Consider the following 14882-nt stretch of genomic DNA (forward strand, 5'->3'; position numbering starts at 1 on the left):
CACTATCCCTGCGGCTGATTGCTGATCAGCCGCGACATGGTCTCCAGCGAATCCGTTCTTAAGATGTACAGGCGTTTCAGTAAGAACGGATTATCCCCCGGCTTCACCTTCCCTTTCACCGTCGTCACCGCCAGATGGAAACCGGCATCATTCGCCGCCTTTATCGCTTTATTGTCGTAGCCGCCAAACGGATAGGAAAGATAGAGCACGCGTGGATTAAACTGCGCCAGCGCGCGACGCGAGCGTTCAAAATCAAACAAAATCACGTGATAGCTGCGGCTCAGTAAAATCGGGTGTTTATACCCATCCACGCGGTGCAGGAAGTGGGTGTGAGACTGAATATCGAACACATCCTGAATCCCCTTAATCTCCTGTACGCTCATAAACTGCAGCGATTTTGGATCCCACTTCTGCGGATGGCCTTTTATGCGGGAAGAGATAATAAACGCGGTAGCCTTGAAGCCGTACTCTTTCAGCACAGGATAGGCATAGCGGCTTACGGATTTCAGGCCGTCGTCAAAGGTAATCACCACCGATTTTGCAGGCAGGTTCATTTTGTTACGCACGTATCCTTCAAGCTGGTACATCGTCAGGGTGGTATAGCCCTGATCGCGTAGCCAGGCCATCTGGTTGTTGAACGCACGTACGCTGGTGGTCGTGGACGTATGTCGAAAACGGGTGTTCTCTTCATCACGCAGAATATGATGGTAGGTCAGAATCGGAAGCCCATTATCTTCCTGCGCGTCCAGGCTGCTGATCCACGCCAGACGATTGCCGATGCGGATCTGGAACCAGGTCTGATTCAGACGGTCTTTCAGTTTATTCAGTATCGGATAGCGCAGATTGGCGCTTAATGTGCCGAACGGCGCGCTGCCGCTCGACGGCGCGTTATACACCGGCGTGTCTTTCCAGGTAATGAGGTTCTGATTGCTCAGGGGCTTATTGAGATCCCCGAGGCTGTCCTCGACGCGCTGTTTCCCCTGAACCGGCTCCAGGTGCCCCTTGTCGATAAACCCCGAGCCAAAACCGAAGCGAAATTCGTAGTAGTCCGCCGCCGCGGGCACGACGGCCAGGATCTGCCCGGCGCGCACGTTACCGACGTTGATCACGCTGTTCCCCACCTGCGCCCAGATCGCCGCGTCTTCGGTGGTTTGCATGTACTGGGCAGGCAGCGTTTGCTGGCTGAGTAAACTGGCTGAGCTGACGCCGGAAATGAGCATCAATAGCAAGAAAAGAATGCGCGGTAGCATGGTGTCTTAATCGGTGCGGGAAACTGCCGCTATTGTAACAAATGAGACATCAATACCAACGTTTAATTCTTATACAAATCGTGGAGCAGGACGAAAGGAGGATTTTTTTGCTGCTGATGCCACAAGCTGCTGACGCCCGGAACGCCCTGCGCCACGATGGCCTGGCGAAACTCAGCGCTGCTTAAGGATCCACGCTGCGGATACATTAAGGCCAGCAGGGAGAGGTTAATACCCGAGATCACTTCACAGCACGCGTGCTTATGGCTCAGCAACGCGGCTGCGCGGTAAGGCGCCGCGCCCGATTTATCGGTAAGAAAAATCACGCCATCACCGGTGTCCGTTTCATGCAGGGCATCGCACATCATGCGGCTCAGCATGTTGGTGCTCAACCCGCGCCAGTAGTTTACCGCCCGGCATTGCACCAGCGGGCCAAATCTGGCTTCAAGCTTATCCAGCATTTCCTGCGCCTGTTCATCGTGGCAGGTGATAACCCATCCCAGCATAACTCCCTCCTTAGCAGGCAAGTAGTTTAGCGGAGTGAAGGTTAGCTTACGGTGATAACTGTCAAAGAAAGTGCCCGGCAAACAGAACGTCGCCGGGCAAAAGATTAGCTGCGCAGCCCGCGTCCGCGCTGGATCAGCGACCAGCAGAGCAGGTAGAAGGCGATGATAAACACCACCAGCACCGCCACCGTGGTAAACAGCGGCACGTCAGTGATACCGAGGAAGCCAAAGCGGAAGCCGCTGATCATGTAGACAATCGGGTTCAGGTGCGACAGCGCCTGCCAGAACGGTGGCAGCAGCGTCAGGGAGTAGAACACCCCGCCGAGATAGGTCAGCGGCGTCAGCACGAAGGTCGGGATCAGGCTGATGTCGTCAAACGTTTTGGCGAACACGGCGTTCAGCAGACCGGCCAGCGAGAACAGGATCGCCGTCAGAAGCAGCGTCAGCGCGACAAACAGCCACGAGTGGACCTGGAACGGCACGAAGAACAGCGAAATCGCCGTGACCAGGATCCCCACGCACAGCCCGCGCGCCACGCCGCCGCCAACATAGCCCGCGATAATGACGTGCGTCGGCACCGGCGCGACCAGAAGCTCTTCAATATTGCGCTGGAACTTGGCGCTGAAGAACGACGACGCCACGTTGGCATAGGCGTTGGTGATCACCGCCATCATGATCAGGCCCGGCACGATAAACTGCATATAGGTAAAGCCGTGCATCTCACCAATCCGGGAACCAATCAGATTACCGAAGATGATGAAATAGAGCGTCATCGTGATGACCGGCGGCACCAGGGTTTGCACCCAGATACGCATAAAGCGGTTGATCTCTTTCGCCCAGATACTTTTCAGCGCGACCCAGTAAAGATGCGTCATGCCTTGTCTCCTTGTTTGTCATGTACCAGAGAGACAAACAGCTCTTCCAGTCGGTTCGCTTTATTACGCATACTTAAAACCTGAATCCCCTGCGCGCTCAGCTGTGAGAACACGCTGTTAATCCCCTGCTCGCGCAGCACTTCCACTTCCAGCGTCGAGGTATCTACCAGACGATAGTTGTAACCTTCAAGTTTTGGCAGCGCGCTTTTCGCCGCCAGATCGAGAATGAAGGTTTCGGATTTCAGCTTGGAGAGCAGATTCTTCATCGAGGTGTTTTCCACCAGCTCGCCGTTCTGAATGATGCCGATATTGCGGCACAGCATTTCAGCCTCTTCCAGGTAGTGGGTGGTCAGAATAATGGTGGTGCCTTTGTCGTTGAGATCTTTCAGGAAGCCCCACATGGAACGACGAAGTTCGATATCGACACCCGCTGTCGGTTCATCGAGGATCAGCAGCTTTGGCTCGTGCATCAGCGCACGGGCGATCATCAGGCGGCGCTTCATCCCGCCGGACAACATGCGCGCGCGTTCGTTACGCTTTTCCCACAGGTCGAGCTGCTTGAGGTATTTTTCGCTACGCTCCAGGGCCTCTTTGCGCTCAACGCCGTAATAGCCCGCCTGGTTAACGACAATCTGCTGCACCGTCTCGAACGGGTTGAAGTTGAACTCCTGCGGAACCAGCCCCAGCTGGCGCTTGGCGTTCACCACATCTTTTTGCAGGTCGTACCCAAAGACGCTCACCCGGCCGGACGTTTTATTGACCAGCGAGCTGATAATCCCAATGGTGGTCGATTTCCCCGCCCCGTTCGGCCCCAGAAGCGCGTAAAAATCGCCGGCCTCTACTTTAAGATCTATTCCGCGTAGCGCCTGAACGCCACCCGGATAGGTTTTTTTAAGCTGCTCAAGCTCCAGTGCAATTGCCATGAAATTAACTTACCTTCAGTTCTTACACACGTTGTGTGGTTTCATTAAAAGTCGGGTTACCCTATAGTAGCGCAACGCAATAACTCGGTTACAGGTCGCTAACCTCCATGAACAACATAGATACACTCATCAGCAACAATGCACTATGGTCAAAAATGCTGGTGGAGGAAGACCCCGGATTTTTTGGAAAACTCGCGCAGGCTCAGAACCCACGCTTTCTCTGGATTGGATGTTCCGACAGCCGCGTACCGGCGGAGCGCCTGACCGGCCTTGAACCCGGCGAACTGTTTGTCCACCGTAATGTCGCCAATCTCGTGATTCACACCGATCTCAACTGTCTTTCTGTTGTTCAGTATGCCGTGGACGTTCTGCAAGTCGAGCACATCATCATTTGCGGCCATTATGGCTGCGGCGGCGTGCAGGCGGCGGTTGAAAACACGGAGCTGGGGCTCATTGATAACTGGCTACTGCACATCCGCGATATCTGGTTCAAACATAGCTCACTGCTGGGCGAAATGCCGCAGGAGCGTCGCATGGATACCCTTTGCGAACTCAACGTGATGGAGCAGGTGTATAACCTGGGCCACTCAACGATCATGCAATCAGCGTGGAAACGCGGTCAGAAGGTCTCTATCCACGGCTGGGCGTACGGTATTCACGATGGCCTGCTGCGCAATCTTGAAGTGACCGCCACCAACCGCGAAACGCTGGAGCAGCGTTACCGTTCGGGGATTGCCAACCTTCAGCTTAAGCATGTGAACCATAAATAAAGCCGGGGATTTTCTCCCTCTCCCTATGGGAGAGGGCCGGGGTGAGGGCATCAGCCCTCGACTACTCGTCCAGCAATACCACTTTACCCACATACGGCAGATGACGATAACGCTGCGCGTAGTCAATGCCGTAACCGACGACGAATTCGTCCGGAATCGAGAAGCCCACGAACTCTACCGGCACCTGCACTTCACGACGGTCGGGTTTATCCAGCAGCGTACAAATCGCCAGAGATTTTGGCTCGCGCAGGCTCAGGATCTCGCGCACTTTTGACAGCGTGTTGCCGGAGTCGATGATGTCCTCAACGATCAACACATCTTTGCCACGAATATCTTCATCCAGATCTTTCAGGATTTTCACATCACGGGTAGTGGACATGCCGCTGCCGTAGCTGGAGGCGGTCATAAAATCGACCTCATGGGGCACATGCACTTCACGGCACAGGTCTGCCATGAACATGAAAGAGCCGCGCAACAGACCGACCAGCACCATTTCGCTGCCGCTGTCCTTGTATTGTTCGGTGATTTGACGACCCAGTTCGGCGATACGCGCTTTGATCTCGGCTTCCGGGATCATCACTTCAACAGTATGTTTCATATTACTAACCAAATGATTTTAGTGAAAATCTCTCAATACGGATGAGTTAATATCCAGCACTGATACGCAAGCCAGCCATTATATCAGCAAATGGATAACCCTGGCGTATGAGTTATAAAAAGCAAATATTGTGATTCCGATCACACTTGTTAATACCTATAATTAGTTGCTAGCAAATTATTAACAAAAACTGACGAGTACACTTTCTATGGCTGAAACAAACTCTAAACAGCCGCGTCTACTGGTAACATTAACAGCCGCATTCGCAGCCTTCTGCGCGCTGTATCTGTTAATCGGTGGCGTCTGGCTGGTCGCTTTAGGCGGCTCCTGGTACTACCCGATTGCGGGTCTGGTTATGGTTGCCGTAACCGTCCTGCTGTTGCGTAGAAAACAATCTGCACTGTGGCTGTATGCCGCCCTCCTTCTTGCCACCATGATCTGGGGCGTCTGGGAAGTCGGGTTCGACTTCTGGGCACTGACGCCGCGCAGCGATATCCTGGTCTTCTTCGGTATCTGGCTGATCCTGCCGTTCGTGTGGCGTCGCCTGATTGTGCCTTCCAGCGGTGCGGTGGCGGGCCTGGTTGTTGCCCTGCTGATTACCGGCGGCATTCTGACCTGGGCCGGTTTTAACGACCCGCAGGAGATCAACGGTACGCTGAACGCGGAATCCACGCCTGCTGCGGCTATCTCCCAGGTCGCTGACGGCGACTGGCCTGCGTATGGTCGTAATCAGGAAGGTCAACGCTACTCTCCGCTGAAGCAGATCAACGCGGACAACGTTAAAAACCTGAAGGAAGCCTGGGTATTCCGTACCGGCGATGTGAAGATGCCGAACGATCCGGGCGAGCTGACCAACGAAGTCACGCCGATTAAAGTTGGCAACATGCTTTATCTGTGTACGGCGCACCAGCGTCTGTTCGCGCTCGACGCGGCCACCGGTAAAGAGAAATGGCACTTCGATCCGCAGCTGAACTCCAACCCGTCCTTCCAGCACGTCACCTGCCGCGGCGTCTCTTACCACGAAGCGCGCGCCGATAATGCGAGCCCGGAAGTGGTTGCCGACTGTCCTCGCCGCATCATGCTGCCGGTGAACGATGGCCGTCTGTTCGCCATCAACGCCGAAACGGGCAAGCTGTGCGAAACCTTTGCCAACAAAGGTATCCTGAACCTGCAGACCAACATGCCGGACACCACGCCGGGTCTGTATGAGCCAACCTCACCGCCAATCATTACCGATAAAACTATCGTGATTGCCGGTTCGGTAACGGACAACTTCTCCACGCGTGAAACCTCCGGCGTTATCCGTGGTTTCGACGTGAACACCGGTAAACTGCTGTGGGCGTTCGACCCGGGCGCGAAAGATCCAAACGCGATCCCGTCGGACGAGCACACCTTTACCTTTAACTCGCCAAACTCCTGGGCACCGGCGGCGTATGACGCGAAGCTGGACCTGGTCTACCTGCCAATGGGCGTGACCACGCCAGATATCTGGGGCGGTAACCGCACGCCGGAGCAGGAGCGTTACGCGAGCGCTATCGTGGCGCTGAACGCGACCACCGGCAAGCTGGCGTGGAGCTACCAGACCGTTCACCACGATCTGTGGGATATGGATATGCCGTCCCAGCCGACGCTGGCGGACATTACCGTTGACGGCAAAACCGTGCCGGTGATTTACGCTCCGGCCAAGACGGGCAACATCTTCGTGCTGGATCGCAGCAACGGTAAGCTGGTTGTCCCTGCACCGGAAAAACCGGTTCCGCAGGGCGCGGCGAAAGGCGATTACGTCAGCAAAACGCAGCCGTTCTCTGACCTGAGCTTCCGTCCGAAGAAAGACCTCAGCGGTGCAGACATGTGGGGGGCCACCATGTTTGACCAGCTGGTGTGCCGCGTGATGTTCCACCAGCTGCGCTATGAAGGCATCTTCACGCCGCCGTCTGAGCAGGGCACGCTGGTCTTCCCGGGTAACCTGGGGATGTTCGAGTGGGGCGGGATCTCCGTTGACCCTAACCGTCAGGTGGCGATTGCCAACCCGATGGCGCTGCCGTTCGTTTCCCGCCTGATCCCACGCGGTCCGGGCAACCCAATGGAGCAGCCGAAAGACGCGAAAGGCAGCGGTACCGAAGCCGGCATTCAGCCGCAGTACGGCGTGCCGTTTGGCGTAACGCTGAACCCGTTCCTGTCTCCGTTTGGTCTGCCGTGTAAACAGCCGGCCTGGGGTTATATCTCCGGTCTGGATCTGAAAACTAACCAGATCGTATGGAAAAAACGTATTGGTACGCCACAGGACAGCATGCCGTTCCCGATGCCGGTTCCGGTGCCGTTCAATATGGGTATGCCAATGCTGGGTGGCCCAATTTCCACCGCCGGTAACGTGCTGTTCATCGCGGCAACCGCAGATAACTACCTGCGCGCGTACAACATGACCAACGGTGAAAAACTGTGGCAGGGCCGACTGCCGGCTGGTGGACAGGCTACGCCGATGACCTATGAAGTGAATGGCAAGCAGTACGTTGTCATCTCAGCGGGCGGTCACGGTTCGTTTGGCACGAAGATGGGCGACTATATCGTCGCGTATGCGTTGCCTGACGAAAACAAGTAACTGAAAAAGCCGGGTGGCGGCTACGCCTTACCCGGCCTACGGAAAGATGCAAAACGGCAACCTCGGTTGCCGTTTTTGTGTTTGTTCCCTCTCCCCGTGGGAGAGGGCATCAGGCCGCACTGTTTTAAACAGTGAACCCGAGCATCATCCCCGTATCTTCATGCTCCAGCAGGTGGCAGTGCGCCATATAGGCAAACTCCTTCGGCGCGTCGTGGTCAAACTTCACCAGCACCTCGCTGACGCCGCCTTCTACCTTCACCGTATCTTTCCAGCCCGCGCGATGCGCATCCGGCGCTTTACCGTTCTCTGTGAGAATGCGGAACTGGGTGCCGTGGATATGGAACGGATGCAGCATCATGTCCCCTTCGCCTGAAATCACCCAGCGCTCAAGCTGACCTTTTGTCGCTGCAAACATCGGCGTGTTCATATCAAACGCTTTGCCGTTGATCATGTTGGCGTTGTGGAAATCAAAACCATGGTCGCCGTGATTCATATTCCCCATGTCGCCCATTTTGCCGTGGTCCATATTCATGTGGCCCATCATCTGGCCGTGCTGCATCCCCGCCATCGCCTTATCGCCATATTTCGCCATCAGCGCCTGCATGCCCATCATATCGAGCATCGGGTTCATGGAGAGCTGCAGCTTGCGCTGCGTAAACCCCTCCAGCGACGGGAGGGCTGGCAATGTGGTTAACGTATCAGGCAGCGTGCCGGATGCAGCCACCAGCAGCGGCTGAATACGCAGCACCGGATGCGGCTTATCAAACGGTGCGACCGCCATCCCCATCTGGCTCACCGGGAGCGTCACGAGGTCAAACGGCTTGCCGTCGCTGATATCCACCAGCACCTCGAAGCGTTCGCCCATGAGCATCGGCAGCTCGCTCACCTTCACCGGCTCCGGCAGCAGGCCGCCGTCACTGGCTACCACATACAGCGGACGTTTATCGCTGGCGGCGAAATTCAGCGAGCGCGCGTTACAGCCGTTGAGCAGGCGCAGGCGCAGCCAGCCTTTCGGCGCGGCGTGCTGAGGGTAAATGGCGCCGTTGGTCAGCAGCGTGTCGCCAAACCAGCCTACCGCCGCGCTCATCACGTCCAGCTGATAGTCAATTTGCCCGTCAGCGTTGAATTTCTTGTCCTGCACAATCACCGGTACGTCGTCGATGCCCCACTGTTTCGGCAGGCGCAGCAGGCGGCTTTCGTCGTCTTCAATCAGCACCAGCCCCGCCAGCCCCATCGCTACCTGACGGCCCGTCTTGCCGTGCTGATGCGGGTGGAACCAGCAGGTCGCCGCGCACTGATCGGGCGTAAAGGTCACGCTGCGCGTACCGCCCGCTTTGATGATGCCCTGCGGCCCGCCGTCCACCTCGCCCGGCACTTCCAGCCCGTGCCAGTGCAGCGTCGTCTCTTCGGCGAGCGTGTTGTGGATATCCACCGTCACCGCTTTCCCTTTACGTAGCTGAAGCGCCGGACCGAGCAAATTGCCGTTATAACCCCACGTCGTGGCGCTGTGCTCGCCGAACGTCGTTTTACCGGCCTGAACCACAAGCTGGATACGGCTGCGGGCGTCAGCGGTCAGTAAGTCAGGGATGGGTAAGGCAGGCCTGTCGGCCGCTAAAACCGCGCGGCTCCAGAGTGGTAATGCGCTGGCAGCCCCCAGCACAGCGGAATATTTTAAAAAATCACGACGTTGCATGTTCATTTCCTTATTTCCAGCAGGCGATCTTTTGAGCATAAACCCTCCCCTTACCGGAAGGTCAAGTCAAGCGGCAATAATAAAGATCGTCGCACCGGCATCAAGTATGCTAACGTTAATTTTCCGTGAAGAAGTGGTAGAAGCAATGAAGACGTTTTTCAGGACAATTTTGTTCGGAAGCCTGATGGCAATGTGTGCGAACAGCTATGCGCTAAGTGAAAATGAAGCGGAAGATATGGCCGATTTAACGGCGGTTTTTGTATTCCTGAAAAATGATTGTGGCTACCAGAATTTACCCAACGGGCAGATTCGCCGCGCGCTGGTCTTTTTTGCCCAGCAAAACCAGTGGGATCTCAGCAACTACGACAGCTTCGACATGAAGGCGCTCGGCGAAGACAGCTACCGTGACTTGAGCGGTATTGGTATTCCCACTGCCAAAAAATGCAAAGCGCTGGCTCGCGACTCACTCAGCCTGCTCGCCTACGTCAAATAACCTTCCCGACGCCCCCTGTTGAACCTATAGCCGTGCAACCACGGTTATAGTTAGCTATCATGTTTCGCTCATTTTTTGTGAGCGTAACGGATGTTAACAAAGGAGGAGTCCGCGTATGGCCGACCACACGTTGTGGCATGAAACACTGCATGACCAGTTTGGTCAGTACTTTGCCGTTGATAACGTGCTCTATCATGAGAAAACCGATCACCAGGATCTCATCATCTTCGAAAACGCCGCCTTTGGCCGCGTGATGGCGCTGGATGGCGTGGTGCAAACCACCGAGCGCGACGAGTTTATCTATCACGAAATGATGACCCACGTTCCGCTGCTGGCGCACGGACACGCGAAGCATGTCCTGATTATCGGCGGCGGCGACGGCGCAATGCTGCGTGAAGTGTCCCGCCATCGTTCCATTGAAACCATCACCATGGTGGAAATTGATGCGGGCGTCGTCTCTTTCTGCCGCCAGTACCTGCCCAACCACAATGCCGGCAGCTATGACGATCCGCGCTTTAGCCTGGTGATTGACGACGGCGTTAACTTTGTTAACCAGACCTCGCAGACCTTTGACGTTATTATCTCCGACTGCACCGACCCTATCGGCCCCGGCGCGTCGCTGTTTACCTCCTCCTTCTACGAAGGCTGCAAGCGCTGCCTGAACCCAGGCGGGATCTTCGTCGCACAAAATGGCGTCTGCTTCCTGCAGCAGGATGAGGCGCTCGACAGCCATCGTAAGCTCAGCACCTATTTCGATGACGTCAGCTTCTACCAGGCCGCTATTCCGACGTACTACGGCGGGATCATGACCTTTGCCTGGGCGACGGATAACGACGTATTACGCCATCTCTCCACCGAAATTATTCAGGCCCGCTTCCATCAGGCCGGTCTTCAGTGCCGATACTACAATCCGGCAATTCACACCGCAGCGTTTGCCCTGCCGCAGTACCTGCAGGACGCATTATCCACTAAGGGGGTGAGCTAATTGAAAAAGCTTAAACTGCATGGCTTTAACAACCTGACGAAAAGCCTGAGTTTTTGTATTTACGATATCTGCTATGCCAAAACAGCGGAAGAACGCGATGGTTACATCGCCTATATCGACGAACTCTACAACGCCAACCGTCTGACCGAGATCCTGTCAGAAACCTGTTCCATTATCGGCGCAAACATCCTGAACATCGCCCGACAGGATTATGAACCTCAGGGCGCCAGCGTGACCATTCTGGTCAGCGAAGAGCCGGTCGACCCGAAGCTTATCGACAAAACTGAACATCCGGGCCCGCTGCCGGAGGTGGTCGTGGCCCACCTGGATAAAAGCCATATCTGCGTTCACACCTACCCGGAGAGTCACCCGGAAGGCGGGCTATGCACGTTCCGCGCCGATATTGAAGTGTCGACCTGCGGCGTGATTTCCCCGCTGAACGCGCTGAACTATTTAATCCACCAGCTGGAATCGGACATAGTCACCATTGATTATCGCGTGCGTGGTTTTACTCGCGATATCAACGGCATGAAGCATTTCATCGACCACGAGATCAACTCCATCCAGAACTTTATGTCCGAGGACATGAAATCGCTGTACGACATGATGGACGTGAACGTGTACCAGGAAAACATCTTCCATACCAAGATGTTACTTAAGGAATTTGACCTTAAGCACTACATGTTCCACACGAAGCCGGAAGATTTGAGCGAAGAAGAGCGTAAGGCGATTACCGACCTGCTCTGGAAAGAGATGCGCGAGATTTACTACGGCCGCAATATTCCGGCCGTGTAAGAGCAAGCCGGAGCAGGGATGCTCCGGTCTGTTATTTCTGTTTCATAAAGTCACGGTAGGCGTTCACGACCTGAAGGAAGTCTTCCACTCCGCACATCGACAGGCTCTCTTCGTCATAGTAGCTCATCCCCTCTTCCATCTCGTCACCTGAAAACTCGAGCTGGTTGGCACGCACCATGACCTCTTCACCGTCCATCCACAGCGTGTATTCATGCCCGGCGCGCTGCCAGGATCGTTCACTGCCTTTCACCGTATTTGCCGCCTGTTCAACCTCATCAAGAAGTGCGAGATTTTCTTTCACCTCTTCGTTAAACCAGTGTCCAACGGCTTCGTGGCCCATCGACATACGCACTTTCACCACTCCGGTGATGTCGCGCAGAAATTCGTAATCCATAGTGTTTTCCTCTGCAAAGCCATTAAGATAATTATCGCAGCAGCGAGGAAGAAAAAAAGCGTGAGAGGTGGGAGGAATGAAAATAAAAAACCCACCGGCGTTGCGATGGGTTTTGTAGGCCCGGTAAGCGTAGCGCCACCGGGCAATGGGTCAGGTGCGGTCTGGTGCCCTCACCCCCAGCCCCTCTCCTACGGGAGAGGGTAGCATTTATACTGCCGTCTGGAAGATAACCCCGTCGGCCTTCTCGGTGTACTGAGAAAGCTGATCGAAGTTCAGATAGCGATAGGTATCCACCGCAGTCTTATCCACCTGAGCCACAAAGGTCTGGTACTCTTCCGGCGTTGGCAGTTTGCCAATCAGCGCCGCAACCGCCGCCAGCTCCGCAGAAGCCAGGAAGACGTTCGCACCGGTACCTAAACGGTTCGGGAAGTTACGGGTAGAGGTGGAAACCACCGTCGCACCGTCCGCTACGCGCGCCTGGTTGCCCATACACAGGGAACAGCCAGGGATTTCGATACGCGCCCCGCTCTTACCAAACACGCTGTAGTAGCCCTCTTCGGTCAGCTGTGCCGCGTCCATACGGGTTGGCGGCGCCACCCACAGACGGGTTGGCAGCTGGCCTTTGTGGGTATCCAGCAGCTTACCGGCAGCACGGAAGTGACCGATGTTGGTCATACAGGATCCGATGAACACTTCGTCGATCTTCTCGCCCTGAACCTCAGACAGCGGACGCGCGTCGTCAGGATCGTTAGGTGCACACAGGATTGGCTCTTTGATATCCGCCAGATCGATGTCGATCACCGCCGCGTACTCTGCGTCAGCATCGGCTTCCAGCAGCTGCGGATCGGCCAGCCATTTTTCCATGCCCTGGATACGACGCTCCAGCGTACGACGGTCGCCGTAGCCTTCTGCAATCATCCACTTCAGCAGCACGATGTTGGAGGTCAGATACTCAATAATCGGCTCTTTGTTCAGCTTGATCGTACAGCCCGCCGCAGAGCGCTCGGCGGAAGCATCGGTCAGCTCGAACGCCTGCTCTACTTTCAGATCCGGCAGACCTTCGATTTCCAGAATGCGGCCAGAGAAGATGTTTTTCTTCCCTTTCTTCTCAACGGTCAGCAGGCCCTGTTTAATCGCATACAGCGGGATCGCGTGAACCAGGTCGCGCAGGGTGATACCCGGCTGCATTTTACCTTTGAAGCGCACCAGCACCGATTCCGGCATATCCAGCGGCATCACGCCGGTCGCCGCAGCAAACGCCACCAGACCGGAGCCCGCCGGGAAGGAGATACCGATTGGGAAACGGGTATGAGAATCACCGCCGGTACCCACGGTATCCGGCAGCAGCATGCGGTTCAGCCAGGAGTGGATCACGCCGTCACCCGGACGCAGGGAAACGCCGCCGCGGTTCATGATGAAGTCTGGCAGAGTATGGTGCGTGGTCACGTCAACCGGCTTCGGATAGGCCGCCGTGTGGCAGAATGACTGCATCACCAGATCGGAAGAGAAGCCCAGGCACGCCAGGTCTTTCAGTTCGTCACGGGTCATTGGGCCAGTGGTGTCCTGAGAGCCCACGGAGGTCATCTTCGGCTCGCAGTACGCGCCAGGACGAATACCGGCTACGCCGCACGCGCGGCCAACCATTTTCTGCGCCAGCGAGTAGCCGCGGTCGCTTTCCGCCACGTCTTTCGCCTGACGGAAAACGTCAGAGTGCGGCAGACCCAGCGCTTCACGCGCTTTGGTGGTCAGGCCACGACCAATAATCAGCGGGATACGGCCACCGGCGCGCACTTCGTCGATCAGCACGTCGGTTTTCAGCTCGAAGCTTGCCAGCAGCTCGTTGGTCTCGTGGTTGCGCACTTCGCCTTTGTACGGGTAAACGTCAATCACGTCGCCCATGTTCAGGTTAGAAACATCCACTTCGATCGGCAGTGCGCCCGCATCTTCCATGGTGTTGAAGAAGATTGGCGCAATTTTGCCGCCGAGGCACAGGCCGCCGCCGCGCTTGTTTGGCACGTGCGGAATGTCGTCGCCCATGAACCACAGCACGGAGTTGGTTGCGGACTTACGGGAAGAACCGGTACCCACAACATCACCCACATAGGCCAGCGGGAACCCTTTTTTCTGCAGGGCTTCGATCTGTTTGATCGGGCCGACGCTGCCCGGCTGATCCGGCTCAATACCTTCACGGGCGTTTTTCAGCATCGCCAGAGCGTGCAGAGGGATATCCGGGCGAGACCACGCGTCCGGCGCCGGAGAGAGGTCATCGGTGTTGGTTTCACCGGTCACTTTAAAGACGGTAACGGTGATTTTTTCAGCCAGCGCAGGGCGGTTCAGGAACCATTCAGCATCAGCCCAGGACTGCATCACCTGCTTCGCATAGACGTTGCCTGCTTTGGCTTTTTCTTCCACATCGTAGAAGTTATCGAACATCAGCAGCGTGGAAGAGAGCGCTTTAGCGGCAATCGGTGCCAGCTTGTCGTTATCCAGCGCGTCAATCAGCGGATGAATGTTGTAACCACCCTGCATGGTGCCGAGCAGTTCAATGGCTTTTTCAGGAGTAACCAGTGGGGAGGTGGCTTCGCCTTTGGCGATAGCGGCAAGGAATCCGGCTTTTACGTAGGCAGCTTCATCTACGCCAGGCGGTACGCGGTTGATCAGCAGATCTAACAGGAATTCTTCTTCGCCCTTAGGCGGGTTCTTCAGCAGCTCGACGAGCGCGGCCATTTGGGTTGCATCTAAAGGTTTGGGTACAATTCCCTCGGCGGCACGTTCTGCTACGTGCTTACGGTATTCTTCTAGCACGACGGTTCTCCTCGCTCTCATTGTCATATGCGGCGGGCGTTCTCTTCACGCTCCTGTGAGACAGCAGTTTGTAGGGTAAATGCCCGATACCGCGTCGGGCAGCATAGCAGGATTTCTGCACAGTGTTAATCCGTTTACAAAAAAGCAACATTAAAAAATTTGCTGAATCGTTAAGCATGGTGTAGCGGGGATTCAGCGC

Annotated in this window: 13 protein-coding genes; 5 read left to right on the forward strand and 8 right to left on the reverse strand. The window is 55.8% G+C overall.

Going from position 1 to position 14882, the window contains the following annotated elements; genetic code table 11:
• Positions 1-2 precede the first annotated feature (2 nt).
• From P346_RS08320 to P346_RS08305, 4 genes are all read right to left on the reverse strand, one after another.
• On the reverse strand, positions 3-1250 hold the full coding sequence (locus P346_RS08320; RefSeq protein ID WP_032660631.1) for a polysaccharide deacetylase family protein: 1248 nt from the start codon (positions 1248-1250) through the stop codon (positions 3-5).
• Positions 1251-1312: 62 nt separating this feature from the next.
• Entirely contained in the window at positions 1313-1753 is a 441-nt protein-coding gene (locus P346_RS08315; protein ID WP_023310429.1) for a PTS sugar transporter subunit IIA, read from the reverse strand.
• 104 nt (positions 1754-1857) lie between these two features.
• On the reverse strand, positions 1858-2628 hold the full coding sequence (locus P346_RS08310; protein WP_023310428.1) for an ABC transporter permease: 771 nt from the start codon (positions 2626-2628) through the stop codon (positions 1858-1860).
• Entirely contained in the window at positions 2625-3551 is a 927-nt protein-coding gene (locus tag P346_RS08305) for an ABC transporter ATP-binding protein (protein WP_032660633.1), read from the reverse strand. The genes P346_RS08310 and P346_RS08305 overlap by 4 nt, the downstream gene beginning before the upstream one ends.
• A 107-nt stretch (positions 3552-3658) precedes the next feature.
• Here P346_RS08305 and can point away from each other — a divergent pair, with 107 nt between their 5' ends.
• Positions 3659-4321 carry a carbonate dehydratase gene (can, locus tag P346_RS08300; protein WP_008501947.1) on the forward strand — a complete coding sequence of 221 codons (663 nt, stop codon included), beginning with the start codon at positions 3659-3661 and terminating at the stop codon, positions 4319-4321.
• A 61-nt stretch (positions 4322-4382) separates the two neighbouring features.
• On the opposite strand, the gene hpt is transcribed toward can, so the two are convergent.
• Positions 4383-4919, reverse strand: coding sequence for a hypoxanthine phosphoribosyltransferase (gene hpt / locus P346_RS08295; protein WP_032660636.1), 537 nt, complete (start codon positions 4917-4919; stop codon positions 4383-4385).
• Between the two features lie 208 nt (positions 4920-5127).
• On the opposite strand from hpt, the gene P346_RS08290 reads away from it, so the two are divergent.
• Complete coding sequence (locus P346_RS08290; protein WP_032660639.1) at positions 5128-7518, forward strand: glucose/quinate/shikimate family membrane-bound PQQ-dependent dehydrogenase; 2391 nt, start codon at positions 5128-5130, stop codon at positions 7516-7518.
• Positions 7519-7642: 124 nt separating this feature from the next.
• On the opposite strand, the gene cueO is transcribed toward P346_RS08290, so the two are convergent.
• Positions 7643-9211, reverse strand: coding sequence for a multicopper oxidase CueO (gene cueO, locus P346_RS08285; RefSeq protein ID WP_032660641.1), 1569 nt, complete (start codon positions 9209-9211; stop codon positions 7643-7645).
• A gap of 145 nt (positions 9212-9356) precedes the next feature.
• Between cueO and P346_RS08280 the strand changes: the two genes are divergently transcribed.
• From P346_RS08280 to speD, 3 genes are all read left to right on the forward strand, one after another.
• Positions 9357-9704, forward strand: coding sequence for a YacC family pilotin-like protein (locus tag P346_RS08280; RefSeq protein ID WP_014882582.1), 348 nt, complete (start codon positions 9357-9359; stop codon positions 9702-9704).
• Between the two features lie 115 nt (positions 9705-9819).
• Positions 9820-10689, forward strand: a complete 870-nt coding sequence (gene speE, locus P346_RS08275; protein ID WP_023310424.1) for a polyamine aminopropyltransferase — start codon at positions 9820-9822, stop codon at positions 10687-10689.
• A complete protein-coding gene (speD, locus tag P346_RS08270; protein WP_032649781.1) occupies positions 10690-11484 on the forward strand; it encodes an adenosylmethionine decarboxylase in 795 nt (264 codons plus the stop codon). It begins immediately after the preceding gene.
• Positions 11485-11515: 31 nt separating this feature from the next.
• Here speD and yacL read toward each other — a convergent pair whose 3' ends face one another.
• Together yacL and acnB are read right to left on the reverse strand one after the other, a co-directional pair.
• Positions 11516-11878, reverse strand: coding sequence for a protein YacL (gene yacL, locus P346_RS08265; protein ID WP_023310423.1), 363 nt, complete (start codon positions 11876-11878; stop codon positions 11516-11518).
• A 207-nt stretch (positions 11879-12085) separates the two neighbouring features.
• Positions 12086-14683: a bifunctional aconitate hydratase 2/2-methylisocitrate dehydratase gene (gene acnB, locus P346_RS08260; RefSeq protein ID WP_032660643.1), complete on the reverse strand. Its 2598-nt coding sequence runs from the start codon at positions 14681-14683 to the stop codon at positions 12086-12088.
• Between the last annotated feature and the right edge of the window lie 199 nt (positions 14684-14882).

This window comes from Enterobacter sp. DC1 (genome assembly GCF_000568075.1).
In the GTDB taxonomy this organism is placed as follows: domain Bacteria; phylum Pseudomonadota; class Gammaproteobacteria; order Enterobacterales; family Enterobacteriaceae; genus Enterobacter; species Enterobacter asburiae.

Bases quoted from the DNA above. Each gene is read 5' to 3' on its own strand.
- P346_RS08320 (WP_032660631.1), bottom strand. From the start codon at position 1,250: ATGCTACCGCGCATTCTTTTCTTGCTATTGATGCTCATTTCCGGCGTC.
- P346_RS08315 (WP_023310429.1), bottom strand. From the start codon at position 1,753: ATGCTGGGATGGGTTATCACCTGCCACGATGAACAGGCGCAGGAAATG.
- P346_RS08310 (WP_023310428.1), bottom strand. From the start codon at position 2,628: ATGACGCATCTTTACTGGGTCGCGCTGAAAAGTATCTGGGCGAAAGAG.
- P346_RS08305 (WP_032660633.1), bottom strand. From the start codon at position 3,551: ATGGCAATTGCACTGGAGCTTGAGCAGCTTAAAAAAACCTATCCGGGT.
- can (WP_008501947.1), top strand. From the start codon at position 3,659: ATGAACAACATAGATACACTCATCAGCAACAATGCACTATGGTCAAAA.
- hpt (WP_032660636.1), bottom strand. From the start codon at position 4,919: ATGAAACATACTGTTGAAGTGATGATCCCGGAAGCCGAGATCAAAGCG.
- P346_RS08290 (WP_032660639.1), top strand. From the start codon at position 5,128: ATGGCTGAAACAAACTCTAAACAGCCGCGTCTACTGGTAACATTAACA.
- cueO (WP_032660641.1), bottom strand. From the start codon at position 9,211: ATGCAACGTCGTGATTTTTTAAAATATTCCGCTGTGCTGGGGGCTGCC.
- P346_RS08280 (WP_014882582.1), top strand. From the start codon at position 9,357: ATGAAGACGTTTTTCAGGACAATTTTGTTCGGAAGCCTGATGGCAATG.
- speE (WP_023310424.1), top strand. From the start codon at position 9,820: ATGGCCGACCACACGTTGTGGCATGAAACACTGCATGACCAGTTTGGT.
- yacL (WP_023310423.1), bottom strand. From the start codon at position 11,878: ATGGATTACGAATTTCTGCGCGACATCACCGGAGTGGTGAAAGTGCGT.